16 protein-coding genes are annotated in these 16,291 nt (G+C 67.4%); 11 read left to right on the top strand and 5 right to left on the bottom strand.

All coding sequences use genetic code 11. The features are described 5' to 3' along the window. Positions 1–50: 50 nt before the first annotated feature. Complete coding sequence (gene lexA, locus LTH96_RS02930; protein ID WP_241464246.1) at positions 51–770, bottom strand: transcriptional repressor LexA; 720 nt, start codon at positions 768–770, stop codon at positions 51–53. A 318-nt stretch (positions 771–1,088) separates the two neighbouring features. On the opposite strand from lexA, the gene LTH96_RS02935 reads away from it, so the two are divergent. The 6 genes from LTH96_RS02935 to LTH96_RS02960 all read left to right on the top strand — a co-directional run bounded on the left by LTH96_RS02935 (position 1,089) and on the right by LTH96_RS02960 (position 5,706). Next, the gene (locus LTH96_RS02935) at positions 1,089–1,454 is read left to right on the top strand and encodes a LysM peptidoglycan-binding domain-containing protein (RefSeq protein ID WP_241464247.1); all 366 of its coding nucleotides are present in this window, start codon (positions 1,089–1,091) and stop codon (positions 1,452–1,454) included. Between the two features lie 52 nt (positions 1,455–1,506). Continuing rightward, the gene (locus tag LTH96_RS02940) at positions 1,507–2,646 is read left to right on the top strand and encodes a histidinol-phosphate transaminase (RefSeq protein WP_241464248.1); all 1,140 of its coding nucleotides are present in this window, start codon (positions 1,507–1,509) and stop codon (positions 2,644–2,646) included. Positions 2,647–2,684: 38 nt separating this feature from the next. Continuing rightward, positions 2,685–3,302 carry an imidazoleglycerol-phosphate dehydratase HisB gene (gene hisB, locus LTH96_RS02945; protein ID WP_241464249.1) on the top strand — a complete coding sequence of 206 codons (618 nt, stop codon included), beginning with the start codon at positions 2,685–2,687 and terminating at the stop codon, positions 3,300–3,302. Beyond that, on the top strand, positions 3,299–3,940 hold the full coding sequence (hisH, locus tag LTH96_RS02950; RefSeq protein ID WP_241464250.1) for an imidazole glycerol phosphate synthase subunit HisH: 642 nt from the start codon (positions 3,299–3,301) through the stop codon (positions 3,938–3,940). Before hisB ends, hisH begins: the two co-directional genes overlap by 4 nt. Positions 3,941–4,039: 99 nt before the next feature. Next, on the top strand, positions 4,040–4,801 hold the full coding sequence (gene priA, locus LTH96_RS02955) for a bifunctional 1-(5-phosphoribosyl)-5-((5-phosphoribosylamino)methylideneamino)imidazole-4-carboxamide isomerase/phosphoribosylanthranilate isomerase PriA (RefSeq protein ID WP_241464251.1): 762 nt from the start codon (positions 4,040–4,042) through the stop codon (positions 4,799–4,801). Beyond that, a complete protein-coding gene (locus LTH96_RS02960; RefSeq protein WP_241464252.1) occupies positions 4,798–5,706 on the top strand; it encodes an SseB family protein in 909 nt (302 codons plus the stop codon). The genes priA and LTH96_RS02960 overlap by 4 nt, the downstream gene beginning before the upstream one ends. A 27-nt stretch (positions 5,707–5,733) precedes the next feature. Here LTH96_RS02960 and LTH96_RS02965 read toward each other — a convergent pair whose 3' ends face one another. From LTH96_RS02965 to LTH96_RS02975, 3 genes are all read right to left on the bottom strand, one after another. Continuing rightward, a complete protein-coding gene (locus tag LTH96_RS02965) occupies positions 5,734–6,315 on the bottom strand; it encodes a MarR family transcriptional regulator (RefSeq protein WP_241464253.1) in 582 nt (193 codons plus the stop codon). A gap of 55 nt (positions 6,316–6,370) precedes the next feature. Continuing rightward, positions 6,371–7,063 carry a PepSY domain-containing protein gene (locus LTH96_RS02970; protein ID WP_241464254.1) on the bottom strand — a complete coding sequence of 231 codons (693 nt, stop codon included), beginning with the start codon at positions 7,061–7,063 and terminating at the stop codon, positions 6,371–6,373. 172 nt (positions 7,064–7,235) lie between these two features. Then, positions 7,236–7,511 carry a hypothetical protein gene (locus LTH96_RS02975; RefSeq protein ID WP_241464255.1) on the bottom strand — a complete coding sequence of 92 codons (276 nt, stop codon included), beginning with the start codon at positions 7,509–7,511 and terminating at the stop codon, positions 7,236–7,238. A gap of 39 nt (positions 7,512–7,550) precedes the next feature. On the opposite strand from LTH96_RS02975, the gene LTH96_RS02980 reads away from it, so the two are divergent. Next, on the top strand, positions 7,551–8,714 hold the full coding sequence (locus tag LTH96_RS02980) for a histidine kinase (protein WP_241464256.1): 1,164 nt from the start codon (positions 7,551–7,553) through the stop codon (positions 8,712–8,714). Between the two features lie 309 nt (positions 8,715–9,023). Here the strand turns inward: LTH96_RS02980 and LTH96_RS13155 are convergent, their stop codons facing one another. Further along, positions 9,024–13,007 carry an FtsK/SpoIIIE domain-containing protein gene (locus tag LTH96_RS13155; RefSeq protein WP_241464257.1) on the bottom strand — a complete coding sequence of 1,328 codons (3,984 nt, stop codon included), beginning with the start codon at positions 13,005–13,007 and terminating at the stop codon, positions 9,024–9,026. Between the two features lie 230 nt (positions 13,008–13,237). Between LTH96_RS13155 and LTH96_RS02990 the strand changes: the two genes are divergently transcribed. The 4 genes from LTH96_RS02990 to LTH96_RS03005 are packed head-to-tail and all read left to right on the top strand — an operon-like array spanning position 13,238 to position 16,263. Continuing rightward, a complete protein-coding gene (locus LTH96_RS02990) occupies positions 13,238–14,464 on the top strand; it encodes an ATPase, T2SS/T4P/T4SS family (RefSeq protein WP_241464258.1) in 1,227 nt (408 codons plus the stop codon). Then, positions 14,461–15,321, top strand: coding sequence for a type II secretion system F family protein (locus LTH96_RS02995; protein WP_241464259.1), 861 nt, complete (start codon positions 14,461–14,463; stop codon positions 15,319–15,321). Before LTH96_RS02990 ends, LTH96_RS02995 begins: the two co-directional genes overlap by 4 nt. Then, entirely contained in the window at positions 15,318–15,884 is a 567-nt protein-coding gene (locus tag LTH96_RS03000) for a hypothetical protein (protein ID WP_241464260.1), read from the top strand. Before LTH96_RS02995 ends, LTH96_RS03000 begins: the two co-directional genes overlap by 4 nt. Further along, a complete protein-coding gene (locus LTH96_RS03005) occupies positions 15,865–16,263 on the top strand; it encodes a type II secretion system F family protein (protein ID WP_241464261.1) in 399 nt (132 codons plus the stop codon). The genes LTH96_RS03000 and LTH96_RS03005 overlap by 20 nt, the downstream gene beginning before the upstream one ends. Positions 16,264–16,291: the final 28 nt, after the last annotated feature.

Raw genomic sequence — 16,291 nt, forward strand, 5'->3', positions numbered from 1 at the left:
CGGGAAGAGCTGGGGGCACCGCGGCGTGTGTGGGGGGACCTGCAGCTGCCTCAGAGGCTGCGCAGCACCGTGACGACCTTGCCCATGATGGTGGACTCGTCGCCGAGGATCGGCTCATACTGCCGGTTCTGCGGGAGCAGCCAGACGTGGCCGTCGCGGCGCTTGAGCGTCTTCACGGTCGCCTCGTCGTCGAGCAGGGCGGCGACGATGTCGCCGTTCTCTGCGGTGTTCTGCCGACGCACCACGACCCAGTCGCCTTCGAAGATGCCGGCCTCGATCATGGAGTCACCGCGGACCTGAAGCATGAACAGCTCGCCCTCGCCGGTGAGCTGCCGCGGCAGCGGCATGATGTCTTCGACCTGCTGATCGGCCAGGATCGGTCCACCGGCCGCGATCTGACCCACCATGGGAATCTCAGAGATCCGGCTGTCGGACTGGGTGCGGTAGCCCTGCAGCTCCACCACTGCGTCACGTGCCGCAGATTCGGCCTCCTGGGCCTGTTCGCTGAGCACGGGGGCGCCGGCAGAGTCACGCAGCACCTCCATGGCGCGCGGTCGCCCGGGCACCCGTCTGAGGTAGCCCAGCTCCTGGAGCCGCGCCAGCTGGTGAGTCACCGAGGAGAGTGAGGCCAGCCCGCAGGCGTCGCCGATCTCACGCATGGAGGGAGGGTAGCTGCGCTCGGCCAGCGACTCCTGGATGACATCGACGATCTGCCGCTGCCGATCCGTCAGTCGCGGCGCTGCCGATGAGTCCCTGGTGTTCCGCGCCATTGCTGCCTCCGTAGTTGTGCTGAGCGTTCTGCGTCCCGATGAAGCAGTGCCGGACCCGAGCGGACCGAGCTCCGAGCGGACCGAGATTCGACCCTGTACCGAAGCGGGGCTGACCCCGCCGGGACCCGTGTCAGCATCCATGTCAGACCCTGCTGGTGGACTGTTCACCGTGAGATTCGCTTCGAAGATCACTTCGAACTTGGCGCTCAGGTTACTCGAAATCGTAGAGAGATTCCATTGATTCTGCGGCGAGTCTGGTCAAGATTCGAAACTATGTGCTAGAAATAGTACACACGTTCGAATGAGAGGTTCTTCCCCATGAGTACAGCACCGCTTGCACTTGCACCTGTTGACTCCGCACCGGCTCCGGCAGTGCACCTCACTCGCCGCGGTCGCTTCCTCCTGTTGGGCCTGCCCGCGTTGGCAGTCCTGGCGGTCGCACTGTTGGGTGCGCTCATGCTGGCCACCTCGCTGCTGAACCAGGCGCAGGCCTCCTCGGGCGACGTCCCAGGCGTGGACGCACAGGTGGTCACGGTCGGCGCGGGGGACACGCTGTGGAGCGTCGCGGCCTCCGTGGACTCCGAGGAGCACGCCCAGGTCCTCATCGGGCAGATCGCTGAGCTCAACGGTCTCAACGGCTCCGAGCTCACCCCGGGCCAGGAACTGTTCGTCCCAAGAGACTGAGCAGACCGCGGGAAGCTGAAGTCGGTGCGCATCACCCGGCTAGAATGTCCCGGTGACTTCATCCCGTGCCAGGAACCTGTCCCGACTGCCGCTGCGCGAGGAGCTCCAGGGTCAAGAACCCTACGGAGCCCCGCAGCTGAGCGTGAAGGCGATGCTCAATGTCAACGAGACCACCTATGACGTTCCGGCCGATGTGGTCGATGCCATCGGCAAAGAGGTCCGCGCCGCGGCCGCCCAGCTCAATCGCTACCCGGACCGCGAGTTCTCGGTCCTGCGACAGAAGCTCGCCGAATACCTGAACCGAGACCTCGCCTCCGAGGGAGAGCCGGCCGAGCTGACGGCCGAGCACATCTGGGCCGCCAACGGCTCCAACGAGATCATGCAGCACATCCTTCAGGCCTTCGCCGGCCCGGGCCGCTCGGTGCTCTCCTTCCCGCCGACCTACTCGATGTACCCGCTCTACGCCCGCGGCACCTACAGCGAGTACATCGCCGGGACCCGCGCGGCTGACTTCACCCAGACCCCTGACGACGTCGCCGCGCAGATCCGTGAGCACCGTCCCCACGTGGTGATCCTGTGTTCGCCGAACAACCCCACCGGCACCGCACTCTCGCTGGAGACCGTGGAGGCCGCCTATGCCGCCGCCGAGGAATCTCAGACCATGGTCGTGGTGGACGAGGCCTACGGCGAGTTCCGCCAGTCCGGAACCGGCTCGGCGCTGGCGCTGCTGCCCGGGCGGGAACGGCTGATCGTCTCGCGCACCATGAGCAAGGCCTTCGCGCTGGCGGGTGGCCGACTGGGCTACCTGGCCGCGGCCCCCGAGGTCACCGACGCCATGCGACTGGTGCGGCTGCCGTACCACCTCTCCGCGGTGACGCAGGCGACCGCCGTCGCCGCCCTGGACCACTCGAGAACCCTGATGGCCAATGTGGAACGGATCAAGGAGCAGCGCGACAGGATCGTCACCGCGCTGGAGCAGATGGGTCTGCACCCGGCGCCGTCGGACGCCAACTTCGTCTTCTTCGGCGGCCTCACCGACGAGAAGGCCGCCTGGCAGCACCTGCTCGAGGACGGGATCCTGATCCGAGACGTCGGCATCCCCGGGCATCTGCGCGTGACCGCCGGCACCGAGGAGGAGACCGGCGACTTCCTGGCCTCGCTGCAGCGATTCATCACCAGCACCACCGCGTAGACTGAAGCGTTGGCGTACCCCACCACCAAGCAGGAGTTATGGGAGCAGAATTGATCTCCGGGCGCATCGCCCAGATGGAACGTGTCACCAGCGAGTCCAGCGTCAAGGTCCGGATGGACCTCGACGGGACCGGCACCTCGAACATCAGCACCGGTGTGCCGTTCTATGACCACATGCTCACCGCACTGTCCCGGCACTCCCTCATCGACCTCGACGTCGAAGCCTCCGGCGACACCCACATCGACGTGCACCACACGGTCGAGGACACCGCCATCGTGCTCGGCGAGGTCTTGCGCCTCGCCCTGGGAGACAAGCGGGGCATCCGACGATTCGGCAATGCCACCATCCCGCTGGATGAGGCGCTCGCCCAGGCCGTGGTCGATGTCTCCGGCAGGCCCTACCTGGTCCACTCCGGGGAGCCCGAGGGTCAGCAGTACCACCTCATCGGTGGGCACTTCACCGGTTCCATGACCCGCCATGTCTTCGAGGCGATCACGTACCACTCCGGGATCTGCCTGCACATGACCCTGCTCGGCGGACGCGACCCGCACCACATCGCCGAGGCCCAGTTCAAGGCCTTCGCCCGCGCGCTGCGCGAAGCAGTGGAGTCCGACCCGCGCACCGACGAGATCCCCTCCACCAAGGGTGCCCTGTGACCGGCAAGCCCGACGTCGTCGTCCTGGACTACGGCTCCGGCAACACCCACTCCGCGGTCCGTGCGCTTGAGCGCGCCGGCGCGGACGTGACCCTGACCAAAGACACCGACGCGGTGCTCAACGCCTCCGGGCTGGTGGTGCCCGGTGTGGGCGCCTTCGCGGCGGTGATGGCTGCGCTGCGTGAGATCGACGGACCCCGCTGGATCGGCCGCCGGATCGCCGGGTCCCGCCCGGTGCTCGGCATCTGCGTCGGGCATCAGGTGATGTTCGACCGCGGAGTCGAACACGGCATTCCCGCCGAAGGCCTGGGGGAGTGGCCCGGTGAGGTCACAGCCCTGCCCGAAGATGCCGTGGTCCCGCATATGGGCTGGAACACCGTGCGTCCGCCCGAGGACAGCGTGCTCTTCGACGGGCTCAGGGATGAGCGGTTCTACTTCGTGCACTCCTACGCCGTGCAGTCCTGGGACTTCGATCAGTCCATCGAGACCATGAACCCACCGAAGGTCACCTGGAGCCACCACGGCGCCGACTTCATCGCCGCGGTGGAGAACGGTCCGCTCTCGGCCACCCAGTTCCACCCGGAGAAGTCCGGTGACGCGGGGATGCAGCTGCTGCGCAACTGGATCCTGAGCCTCTGACCGCTGTCCTTCGGCGTGACCTGAGGGTCCGCCGCCCGAGAACCTGACCCACCCAGCCAGACATTCCGACCAGCCGTACATCCAGCCGAAAGTAGATCCATGACTGAGCCCTCCGCGCCCACTGCCACCGTTCCCGCCCTGGAGCTGCTGCCCGCCGTCGACGTGGCCGACGGCCAGGCCGTGCGACTGGTCCAGGGAGAGGCCGGATCTGAGACCGGCTACGGGGATCCGCTGGAAGCTGCCCTGAACTGGCAGCAGCAGGGCGCCGAGTGGATCCACCTGGTGGACCTCGACGCCGCCTTCGGCCGCGGCGACAACCGCGACATCATGGCCCGCGTGGTCAAGGAGCTCGGTGTGAAGATCGAACTCTCCGGCGGCATCCGCGACGACGAATCCCTGGACCGGGCCCTGGAGCTCGGCGCCACCCGCGTCAACCTCGGCACCGCCGCACTGGAAGACCCGGAGTGGACCGCCCGCGCCATCGAACGCCACGGCGACGCCATCGCCGTGGGCCTGGATGTGCGCGGAGAGACCCTCGCCGCCCGCGGCTGGACCCGCGAGGGCGGCAACATCTGGGAGGTGCTGCAGCGCCTCGAAGACGCCGGCTGCCCCCGCTACGTGGTCACCGATGTCACCAAGGACGGCACCCTGCGCGGCCCCAACACCGAGCTGCTCGCCCAGGTCTGCGCCAAGACGAAGAAGCCTGTGGTCGCCTCCGGCGGCATCTCCTCCCTGGAGGACGTCGCGGCCCTGGCCAAGATGGTCTCCCTCGGGGTCGAGGGCGCCATCATGGGCAAGGCCCTCTACGCCGGGAAGTTCGAGTTCCCCGAGGCGCTGAAGGTGGCCTCAGCCTCCGCATGAACCAGGACTCCGCCCCCAGCAGGGACCTGCCCGGTCATATCGCTGCCCTGCTGCAGCGTGCACCCCGGGACGCCGAGGGCCGCCCCGCGGACTCCGCCGGGATCCCCTGGGCGGACCGCGACCTCTCCGGCGACGGCAACCCGCTGCACACCTTCGACGGCGACGACGGCCTCGCCGCCGCCGCGGTCCGGTCCGCCCGGGAGCAGCTGCTCGCCGGCGAGCTCGATGAGGCGGGATTCGTCAACGCCCTGGCCGGGCAGCGGCTCTTCGTCCCGGTGCTCGCCGAGCTGGCCGAGGAGGCCGCGCCCGCCCCGGGTAGCTCGACCGAACCGGGCCATGGCGGCGCGCCGGTGGGAGACAAGCAGGCCGACATCACCTTGATCAGTGTCACCAGCCGCGATGGACGCCAGACGATGCCGGTGTTCACCTCCGTGCAGGCACTCACCGCCTGGCACGACAAGGCCCGGCCGGTGGCGGCCGAGACCGAACGGATCATGCTCGCGGCCCTGGCCGAGGGCGCCGAGCTCGCGGTGCTGGACCCCGGAGCGGAGCTGACCTTCGTGCTGCGCCGCCCCGCGGTGGAGGCGTTGGCGCAGGCCACCCGATGGGTGCCCTCGTATCAGGACCCCGAGCTGGCCGAGTCGCTGGCGGGGATCCTGGATCTGTGCCCCGGAGTCGCCCAGCTGCAGCTGCAGCCCGGCGACGGCGTGGCGACCCGCACCGTGGCAGGAGATGCGGTGGTGGGCGGCGGCAGCGGACCGGAGCTGAGCATCGGCGTCGTGCTGGCGCCCGGAGCCGATGAGGTGGATGCCCGGCTGGCGCTGGCCAGCGTGCAGGCGGCCCTGTCGGAGTTTGAGATGCTGCGCCATCGGGCGGACTCGGTGCAGCTGAAACTGGTCCGCTGAGCGGAGGTCGTCGCTCAGACTCTGGGCTCAGGCCCGGTCTGCCGCAGCGACGGTGTCCTTGATCTGCTCGCAGATCTGGCGCAGCGTGTCGGCCTCGGCGTCATCCAGCGCGGGGTGGAAGAGCTGCTTGATATGCGTGGCGTGCAGCCGGGAGGCCTGCTCGAAGACGCGATGCCCCTCTTCGGTGAGCTGGGCGGTCATGCCGCGCCGGTCCTCGGCGTCGGCGAAGCGATCGATCAGACCGCGCTTCTGCAGCGACTTGACCTGGTAGGAGAGTCGGGAGGGGGAGAAGACCATGCCCTCGGCGAGTTCCCCCATGCGCAGCTGGTTGTCCTCGGCCTCGGCCAGGAGCAGCATCAGGTTGTAATCGGTGAGCCGCAGCCCGGTGCTGGAGTGCAGCCGCTTCTCCATGCGATCGCTGATGATCGCGGAGGTCTCGAAGAAGGACCGCCAAGCCCGAGCCTTCGGAGAGAAGCCGGTGAGGTCGTGACGGCCGCGTTGATCATCGACCGTGCCTGCCTCGACGGCGTCCCGGGAGGCCTCGCCGACGGCCTCCTGCGCGGTCGGGTTCACGTTGTCACTGGTGGTGTCGCTGTGGCTGGCCGTCACGACCTCACCTCTTCCCTGCCCTAGTCGGCTGATTCTCAAGTCAGCCCATTCTATGTCAGCTGTCCACGTTGACGACCTCGCCGGTGGCCACATCCACATAGACCTCGGTGCCGTTGTCCAGGTCGATCTCCCAGACCACCGCGCCGTTGTCGTCGTCGAGATCGGCCTCGGCGGCAACGCCGTCGCCCTCCTCAGCGGCGGTGCGCAGCGCCTCAGCGAAGTCGATCTCCACCGACTCCGACTTGCGCTGGTCATCGGAGTCCACGTCGTCCTCCTCCGCATCGATGATCTCGAGGCTGTCACGGTCCACTTCGAGCTCCCACTCGACCTCGCCGTCGTAGATCGTGAACTCGTAGTAGAAGCCTTCGGTGTCGAAGTCCAGCACGATCGCATCCGGGTATTCGGCCATGACGGCGTCTACGGCGTCATAGGGCTCCTGCGGACCATCGCCGTCCGAGGTCTCGTCCGTCTGTTGCGTATCCGCATCCTCCGGATCAGCTGCAGCATCCTCATCCGCATCGGTCCCCGCCGCGTCCTCCTCGGCTGTGGCGTCCTCCGTCGTGTCCTCGGTCCCGGTGTCGGCGGTCTCGGTGTCATCGGTCTCAGCGGTCTCGGTCTGCGCAGTGTCTTCGTCCTCGGCGGGATCCTCTGCGCCGAGTTCATCACTGGCGCAGGCGCTCAGCGCCAGTGTCGAGATGGCGGCCATCGAGAGAAAAGCGTTGCGTGTGCTCATGCGGGTGTGGGACATCGGATCTCCTTCCACAAGCGGCTATGGGCTGACTCCCAGAGAGGCGGTGCGACTGGCCTCCAGCCTCCTGGGATGCTGCGTGCAGCAGGGCCTTGCTGCATCCTTGGAGAATAGTTGCCCGCGCTGATCTGCGTCTACCTTGGATCCAGGCCAGACGCTGAGCGGATGGGGCTCAATGTTCGTGCTGACTCCTTGAGGGACTCCCGGGACGACCCTTCGACCGATTTCCGGGCTGCTGCCCCGGTTCGACGACGACGAACTGGCCGATCATGCCCAGATCCTCGTGACAAAGCAGGTGAGAGTGGAGCACCTGGGCCAGATCCGGGTTGGTGTGGCCGTGGAGGTTGCGCGGGAGGTTGCCTGAGTTCGAGACCTCCCAGACCTCCGTGACCTCCCAGACCTCCGTGGTGTCGACCTCCACGACCTCATCGATACGTTCCAGGTCCATCGCCAGACCATTGATGAGCCAGGTGGCTAAACTGGGAAGGTGCCTTTCACCTTCTGGCGCGGCATTCCTCTGGACCTCGCGGCTGCAGCACTGGTCACCGTGGTCATGATCATCGCCGCCTCGGAGTCAGCAGATCAGCCGGCTCGGCAGGTCGATGCGGCGGTGGTCGCGATCCTCCTGTTCACCGGGGCCTGGACCGCTATTGCGCGACGAGCCCCGCGGGCCGCCCTGATCGGCGCCAGCGTCAGCTTCTACGCCGCCGTCAGCGTCGGCATTCCCGACTTCTCGCCAGCCCTGGCCATCGGCGTGCCGGTCTTGATCGCCGCGTGGAAGGGGCACCTCTGGTGGGCGCTCGCGGTCCTCGCGCTGACCGGTCTCATCAGCGTGCCCTACCGGCTCAGCGGTCCCGAGGCGGAGCCGCTGGGTCAGGTGGCGCTGAGCACGCTCTTCGACATCTCGCTGCTGGGGGTGTTGCTGCTGTTGGGGGAGGCGCTGCGCAGCCGGCGCACGATCCGTGAGGAGGCCTCCCTGCGACTGCTGCTGGCGGATCAGCAGCATCAGCGCCAGCTCACCGAGGAGCGACTGCGTGCCGCTCGTGAACTCCACGATGTCCTGGCCCACACGGTGGCCGTGGTGGGCATCCAGGCAAGCGTGGCGGCGGAGACCATCGACAGCGACCCGGAGACCGCGAAACAGGCCGTGGCGAGGGTCCGTACCGCCAGTCAGGAAGCCACCGTGGATCTGCGCAGCACCATCGCGGTGCTGCGCGAAGACGGCACCGGGGCCGCGCAAGAGTCCGCACTCGCAGAACATCAGCTCGCTGAGCTCATCGACGCCGTCAGGACCTCGGGACTGGACGTCTCGTTGACCGTCCACGGGGACCTCTCCACGGTCCGTCCCTCTGTGGAGCTGGTCATCTACCGGATCGTGCAGGAATCACTGACCAATGTGCTGCGCCACTCGACGGCGGAGAGCGTGGATGTCGGTCTGGACCTGCAGGCCGATGTGGTCAACGTGATCATCCGTGACCATGGCAGCCCGCGGGAGCCCACCCCGGTCCGGCCTGACCGGCACGGATCGGAGCTGCAGGGGATGGCCGAGCGGATCGCTGTGGCCGGGGGTCGGTTGGACTACGGACCAGCCGACGACGGAGAGCCCGGTTACCGCGTCCGGGCCCGGCTCCCCACCCGGGGTCCCCAGTGACGCTGCGGGTACTGCTCGTCGATGACCAGGAACTCGTCCACACCGGGCTGCGCCCTGGAGCTCGGACGCTTCGGCGATGAGATCGCAGGTGCGCTGTTCCTCAGCACAGCGGCGGTGAGGCCGACGTCAACCGTCCTTGGACAAGTGTGATGTCGGGACCGGGCGCAGCTGGTGGTGGTCGCCTACGAGTCGGGGCGGGTCCGACCGGGTGAGGCTGACGCGCCGGAGGGGCCCTTGCCATCGATCCTCCCAGTGGCCAAGCCGCCAAGTCTTGGGAGCCGCCCTGTCTCTCGGCAACCAGCGTGTGTCTCAGCGGTCGGCACAGGGTGTCCGCGGGTGCCTCCACCATTGGATGACCCGGGGCCCCTCGGATGCCGTCCACACTGCACGTCCCGGAATGAGTCTCGGCAGGATGGGAATGGAGCTTCCGAGGGCGTCCCCCTGCGAGCGGCTCAGCGGACTGAGCACGAAGTTCGCTGAGCCTCCACGTGCCCGGTAGGACCAGGGAAACTGACCGACGACGTTCAGGTTTGGCCGTGCCGTCGCCAGCACCTTTCCCCCAGAGTCCAGCCACGCCTCAATACTCTGGTGCTGCGCGGGGGTGCACCGGTCGGCGTCGTCGACCAGGAGCAGCCGGTGGGCCGCAGCCTCGGTGACCCCGTGCTCGCAGGTCTTGGAAAGATCGCCGAGAGTCCAACACCCCCGCTGGGCGGCGACCACGCGCAGGGCGTTGGTCTTCCCGGTCTGCGCGGTTCCGAGGATGAGCCCGACCTGCCAGGAGTCGTCCTCGAGCAGGGCGGGTGCGTGCGTGAACTGGCGCAGGCCCAACAGCAGCGCCTCCGAGCGGGGTTTCAACACAGGGAGGTCTATCGCTTCTGGCAGCGGGTGCACCCGGAGCATGGGACGGTTCGTCGATTCTTCACCGCCGATCACCTGGCTCCGAGGTTGCTGCACGCGGACGCCGGTCACAAGCTGGACGGTCAGGCCTGGGGGCGGAACATCGGCCGTGACGAGGACTCCGCGCCCGAGCAGGCGATCTGTGACGCGCAGCTTCGGCCACAGCAGCCGCACGTCCTCGGAGACGCCGTAGGGGAGGTAGATCCTGGACGGGAGCCGCGAACCCAGCTTCCCCAGGGCGAGCTCGCGGCCTCCTGCGACCACCGCGCTGACACCGAAGCCGGCTCCCTCACCGATGAGGACGCCCAGGTCATGCTCCAGGCCTCCAAGGCCGAGCAGGTGACTCAACCCATGCCACTGCGGGTGCCCAGAGACGATGAGGACCACCGGGATGCGCTCCTGAGGCGGGGCGGTGCGCCGTCGGACCACCAGGCGGTGAAGCTCGCTGACCAGGTGTTGAGCCTCCTGAGGGTGTTCCGTGGTGACCCAGGACCCGACTCGTGGGTGACTCCGGAACTGTTCCAAGGAGTGGTCGCCGTCCAGGAGGTACACGTGGACCTCTGCGGGGAGCTCCAGGAGCTGGTGGACCAGCGATACCAAGGCTGCGGTGCCGCCAGACCCGGTCTCGCCCAGCAGGGCGGTGCCCAGACCCTCGTTCAGGTCGAGGCGAAGCGGACGCTGCGCCTGCCGGGCGGGATCGTCGATGAGGCCGAGGAGGACCTCGTGGGCCTGGAGTGGCGTTCGCAGGATCTCGGGCAGCGGAGGGCACAGCGGAGTGTGGGGTCTGCGAATCCGCTGCCGGCGCATATGCGCCCCCAGCGTCTCGACCAGGTGCGGGGTGGTCTCTCGCCACCCGGCCGCCGGCGGCATCGGGGACCTTTCCGGACGCGCCCGGAGCTTCGCCGAACGGTCCAGCAGCTGCACCGCATGAAACGCCACCGCTGGTTCTCCTGGGCGTTGGATGATTGCTCGGCCCGGCAGGTGCCGAGGGATATGTGCGGGCGCTGTGGTTCCCACCAGTTCGCGTGCCTCGTCATCGCTGCGCAGACGCAGACAGATCGTGGTTCCGATGTTGGCCCGGATCTCTGCTGTGACCACTCCCTGTGGGCGCTGGGTCGCGAGGATCAGATGGAGGCCCAGCGATCGACCCAGGGTGGCAAGGCGCATCAGTTCACCCATCGCTGCCGGAAGCTCCTGCGTGAAGATCCGGAACTCATCGAAGACCACCAGGATCCGAGCCAGCGGCCGGTCGGGCTGTGCTCGTCGGAAATCTGCGTAGTCGGTGGCCTCGGACTCGAGGAAGAGCCGTTCCCGCCGGGTGAGCTCAGATCGGACGCCTTCCAGCGCGCGATCGGCCTGTGCCTGTGTGAGGTCCGTGACCAGACCCACCGTGTGCTCCAGTCGCGCCAGGTGTTGGAAGCTCGACCCGCCCTTGAAGTCGAAGAGCAGGAAGTTCAGCTCGCGGGGACTGTATCTGGCCGCCCAGCCGAGCAGCATCGACTTCAGAAGCTCCGATTTACCCGCTCCAGTCGTTCCTGCCAGCAGGATATGGGGACCGTCCTCCACCAGGTCCAGAAGCTCCGCGTCGGCGGCCCCACGGCCGAGCAGCGTCTCCAGCCGCAGGTGGGCGCTGCGCGTCATCAGGGGGTCGGGCAGGGCCGCGGTGAACTGCGCGGGGACCTCGGGAGTCGTCGCCGTCCTTGAGATCCGCGCGAGCCCCAGCCTGAGGTGTTCGTGGAGCGTCCGTCGCGACAGTCCGTCAGGAACCAGCTCTGTTGCGACCCGCAGCGCGGCTCCTGACTCGATCCGGTGGATCTCGCCCGATTCGAGGTTCACCTGCCAGCCATCGGCTGCCGGGGGAAGCCCCTGCTCCTCCGGTGGCTTCCCCGGCAGTGTTTGGAGGGCAGGGGACCCGGCCGGGGAGATGACGTGCCACCCGGCGTGCAGCGCTGCCCGAATGTGTGCGGGGTCCAGCGAAACAGGGGTGATCAGCACCGGTGCCGATGAGATAGGGGACCTGGCCTGTCTGAGCTGCAGCGCGTCGGGGAGACTGCGCCGCTGCACGACGCTCACGTGGGGATAGTCGCGCAGCTCCGTGATGTCGAGAAGCTCACCTGACCGGGATCCGCCGCTCTCCTCGGGACCTGCTGCGAGCATGACTTCGGGAGTTGTTCGGCAATGGTGGGTCAGCTGCGCGAGAATCCAACGCAGGACGCTGAGCTGGTCTCGAGGTGGGCCCGAGAGTGCGGTGTGTTCAGACGCGCGAAGTGTCAGCGCCGTCGCTGTGCAGACCGAGAGTTCCGGCAGGTCAACCGGCGGTCCAGTATCACCCGGGCAGTCCAGATCAGCATCGATTCTCGCCTCACCCACTGTCACGACGACGCCCTCGGCGTCCGTGGGGGTGAGCGAGCTCCGCGGGTGAGCCCGCGCTCGCAGGGCTCTGATGGAGCGTCCTGGTGGGGTCAGCAGGTCTCTGCGCTGCCGGGCCCATGCGGTGGCGGCCGCGCGAACGGCCCGGCGGAAGCGCTGGCGCTGCCGGTGCGCGACGACGAGTGTGACCACAGCAAGGAGTGCAGAGGCGGCGCTGAACATCAGGAAGATCCACATTCCGGTGACGAGCACCAGCACGATCCCGACGATCAGCGGGGCCAAGGACATGAGCAGCGTCGTGCGGTGGCGTCCGGACGGTGGCTGTTCCGCGACGCTTGCGCGTGGCAGGGGCCAGATCGCTGCGGGGGCAGCCGCCGGCGCGTTCTGGACCAGCTCCACGCGCGACCCGCCGACGGAGACCGGGACCTCGATGGCGAGCAGCTGTGAAGCTGTGCCTGAGCGAGTCAGCTTCACCTGTGTCGCACTGACATGGATCGAAGCATGCACGGGCTCCAGACGAGGGTCATTGATCCGGATGTCTGCGGTGCCGCGATGCGCAGTGCCCCGCCCCAGCAGGTGGACACCTCGCGGGACCTTCACCATCCATCCGGAGTCCGGCCCGGCGCTGATGCACAGTCGCAGCGGTGACGGGTCCGACCTGGTTCGCTGCGCCGCATGGGCTCGGGGATGCAGCACCACGACCATTCCGTGATGGATCGAAGAGGAGTCCGCGGCGTGGTCCTTCAACGGCGTATGGTCCAGGACTGCGACCCAGGCGGGTCCGACTGGGCCGGCCAGGACCCCAGTGCGGGAAGAACAGTCGCTCCGGAAGCTCTGGACCCATGCGGACAGCGCTTCATCGATCTGCGCCCCCGAGGGGATGGCGGTGCCGTCGAGGACGATCCTCAGCTCGTGGACGTGCGCACCGCCCGCTGCGAGACGCATCAGGGTCCACAAGGACTCAGGAACGGACCCTGGCGCGTGGACGACTGTGAAGGCCAGGGTCATCGGTGCTGCCGTGGTCACGCGTGTCCCTCCTGATCCTCGGGTGCCGAGACGTCCGCGAGAGCGCTTCGCGGCGTCCGCTTTCCCTGAGGTTATGCCCCCACGATTCGGCGGCCGCGGGCAGATGGCGAGCTGTGGAGAACCTGTGATCATCGCCTATTTTCCACAGGGTTTGAACAATCGCTGGTCAGTCACTGCGCAGCTGGCTATCGTGATCTCACCACACTGGAATCAGGGACGAGGCCGAGCCTGTGGATGCTTTGACGATCGTTGAAGATGAGGTGCGGGAACAGATCCGACACCGCGGGCTCGACCCTGCAGAGAATCCGCGCGGCGTTCGAGAGCTGGTCGAGGCCGCCGTCGTCGAGTACGACCGGCGGTCGATGGTGACCGCGTTGCCGCTGATCGGCCCCGTGGAGCAAGCGGTCAAGCATGTCGTCGATGCCGTCGCCGGCTTCGGGGAGCTTCAGCCGCTTCTTGATGACGCCTCGGTGGAGGAGGTCTGGGTCAACGGACCCAGCGCCGTGTTCGTGGCTCGCGCGGGCCGTTCCGAACTCACCTCGATCACGTTGAGTGAATCCCGCATCCGGGACCTCGTGGAACGGATGCTCAAGAGTTCAGGACGTCGACTTGACCTGTCCTCACCGTTTGTCGACGCGACGCTGCCCGATGGGTCCCGTCTCCACGTCGTGATTCCGGACATCACCCGACGCCACTGGGCCGTCAATATCCGCAAGTTCATTGCGCGAGCCCATACGCTCGACGACCTGGTCCGCAACGGCTCCCTGACCGCAGCGGCCGCGGAGTTCCTGGCCGGGTGTGTGGACAGCGGAATGAATATCCTGGTGTCAGGCTCGACCCAGTCTGGAAAGACGACGCTGTTGAATTGCCTCTCGGCTGCGATCGGTCCGCGAGAGCGGGTCGTCACGGTGGAGGAGATCTTCGAGCTGCAGCTGCCGCTTCGCGATGTGGTCGGACTGCAGTGTCGCCAGTCCAACCTCGAGGGGGAGGGAGAGATCCCGCTCCGGCGGCTGGTGAAAGAGGCGCTGCGAATGCGCCCTGACCGGCTCATCGTCGGGGAGGTCCGGGAAGCCGAGAGCTTAGACATGCTCATCGCTCTGAATGCAGGACTTCCTGGGATGGCGACCGTGCATGCCAACAGCGCCCAAGACGCTGTCACCAAGATCTGCACCCTTCCGCTGCTGGCCGGTGAGAACATTTCGCGCAGCTTCATCCTGCCCACCGTCGCCTCCTGCTTCGACCTGGTCGTCCATTGCGTGCGCGAGCGGGACGGCAGCCGCCACGTAGGGCAGATCCTGGCCGTGGGGAGCCGGGTCGAGGCCGACACCATCGAGACGACCATGCTCTTCGACGCACCGGAGGGCGAGCTGGAGGTCACGGAGTCTGCAGTCTTCGATCTGCCGAAGCTCTCACCGCAGTACCAGATCCGACTGGCCAGGGCGGGGATGCTGGGATGAGTCTGCTGCTGGGATTGGGGCTCGGATTCGGACTGCTGCTGATCTACGCGTCCTTCTGGCCGCGTCCCTCCACCGCGGGTCGTCCCAACCGACCGCGTCGGCGGAGGCTGCGCAAGCTTCTCGATGAGGCCGGGCACCCCAGAATCCCGGTCACGGGGGTCCTCACCGCAGTCCTGGTCTGCGCCGTCGCAGCGTTTCTGGTCGTCCTGGTGCTCACCGCTGCGGTCCCGGTGGCGCTGTGTTTCGCGTTCTTCGCCGGGATGGTCCCGGTCCTGGCGCTGCGCTGGCAGGCCGGGAAGCGTCGCGCACTGCTGCGACACATCTGGCCTGATGCGGTGGATCATCTGCGCTCGGCGGTCAGGTCGGGGATGTCGCTGCCTGAGGGGCTGATTCAACTCGGCACCTCAGGTCCAGAGCCGCTGCGTGAACCGTTTGTGGAGTTCGCCAAGGACTACCGCGCGGGACAGACCCTCGGTGTCGCGCTGGAGAGGCTGAAGCTGCGTCTCGCCGATCCGGTGGGGGACCGGATCGTGGCGGCGCTCCTGATCACTCGCGAGGTGGGTGGTTCTGACCTGGGTCGGCTGTTGAGCACCTTGGCGGAGTTCCTGCGCGAGAACGCCAGGACGCGAAGCGAACTTGAGGCGCGGCAATCCTGGACGGTCAACGCCGCCAAGCTCGCGGTAGCCGCTCCTTGGATCGTGGTTCTGCTGCTCTCGTTGCAGCGGGATGCCGCCGAGGCATACCGAGGCGCGACCGGCATGCTTGTGCTTGGTGCCGGACTCCTCGTGTCCCTGGTGTGCTATCGACTCATGCTGCGCATCGGCGCTTTGCCGCGGGAAGTACGGGTGCTGGCGTGAATGAGGCGGTCATCGGATGGGCGATGATCTGTGGGCTGGTCCTGGGACTTGGCCTGGTCATCATCCTGCGAGCGCTGCCGGTGAACAATCAGCCCAGCTTCTCAGCACGGGTGGCTCCCTACCTGCGTTCCACGGACTCGCGGTTCGCCCTCTCCGATTCTGGTGTCGAGCACACCCTGCCCCTGGGAGTACTGGCGAAGATCCTCACACCGGTGCTGCACCAGGCGGCACGCCAATTCGATCGGTTCAGTCTCGACACCCAACAGCTTCGTCACCGGTTGGGACAGGCGAACTCACGACTCGGTCCTAATGACTACCGCCTTCAGCAGCTCGGCCTCGGAGTCCTCGGCGCCCTGCTGGGAACCGGGCTCAGTCTGCTCGGCGTCTGGGCGGGCAGCCTCAACGGGTTCTCCGCCGCGGTCATCGTGCTCGGGCTTGCAGGATTGGGCGTGGCCCTGCGTGACAACCTGCTCACCAGCCAGATTCGGCGCCGACAGGCGCGCATGCTCACAGAGTTTCCCACCATCGCAGAGATGATCGCGTTTGGCGGTCAGCGCCGGTGAGGGGGCTCCCGGTGCGTTCTCCCGCGTGGGAAGGCTGGCGCGCGGAGAGCTGGCCCTCGAGCTGACCCGGGTGCTGCACCAGACCCAAGCCGGCACCAGCTTCTCGACAGCGTTGAAACAGATGTCCACCCGGGTGGGGTCGGCGCCGATCTCCCGGTTCCTCGAGGGCATCATCGTGGCGATGGAGCGCGGCACGCCCCTGGCCGAGGTCATGCACGCCCAGGCCCAGGACGTCCGCGAACTCGCTCGTCGCGAACTGATCGAAACGGCGGGGAAGAAGGAGATCGGGATGCTGGTGCCGCTGGTGTTCGGCGTGCTGCCGCTGACGGTGCTCTTCGCGATCTACCCGGGTCTCTCGCTGCTGGAGATCGGCATCTGAACCACCGCTCACAACACAACCACACCAC

Origin of the sequence: Nesterenkonia sp. LB17, assembly GCF_022565915.1 — a bacterium.
Classification (GTDB): domain Bacteria; phylum Actinomycetota; class Actinomycetes; order Actinomycetales; family Micrococcaceae; genus Nesterenkonia.

Bases quoted from the DNA above. Each gene is read 5' to 3' on its own strand.
- lexA (WP_241464246.1), bottom strand. From the start codon at position 770: ATGGCGCGGAACACCAGGGACTCATCGGCAGCGCCGCGACTGACGGAT.
- LTH96_RS02935 (WP_241464247.1), top strand. From the start codon at position 1,089: ATGAGTACAGCACCGCTTGCACTTGCACCTGTTGACTCCGCACCGGCT.
- hisB (WP_241464249.1), top strand. From the start codon at position 2,685: ATGGGAGCAGAATTGATCTCCGGGCGCATCGCCCAGATGGAACGTGTC.
- priA (WP_241464251.1), top strand. From the start codon at position 4,040: ATGACTGAGCCCTCCGCGCCCACTGCCACCGTTCCCGCCCTGGAGCTG.
- LTH96_RS02960 (WP_241464252.1), top strand. From the start codon at position 4,798: ATGAACCAGGACTCCGCCCCCAGCAGGGACCTGCCCGGTCATATCGCT.
- LTH96_RS02970 (WP_241464254.1), bottom strand. From the start codon at position 7,063: ATGTCCCACACCCGCATGAGCACACGCAACGCTTTTCTCTCGATGGCC.
- LTH96_RS02975 (WP_241464255.1), bottom strand. From the start codon at position 7,511: ATGGACCTGGAACGTATCGATGAGGTCGTGGAGGTCGACACCACGGAG.
- LTH96_RS02995 (WP_241464259.1), top strand. From the start codon at position 14,461: ATGAGTCTGCTGCTGGGATTGGGGCTCGGATTCGGACTGCTGCTGATC.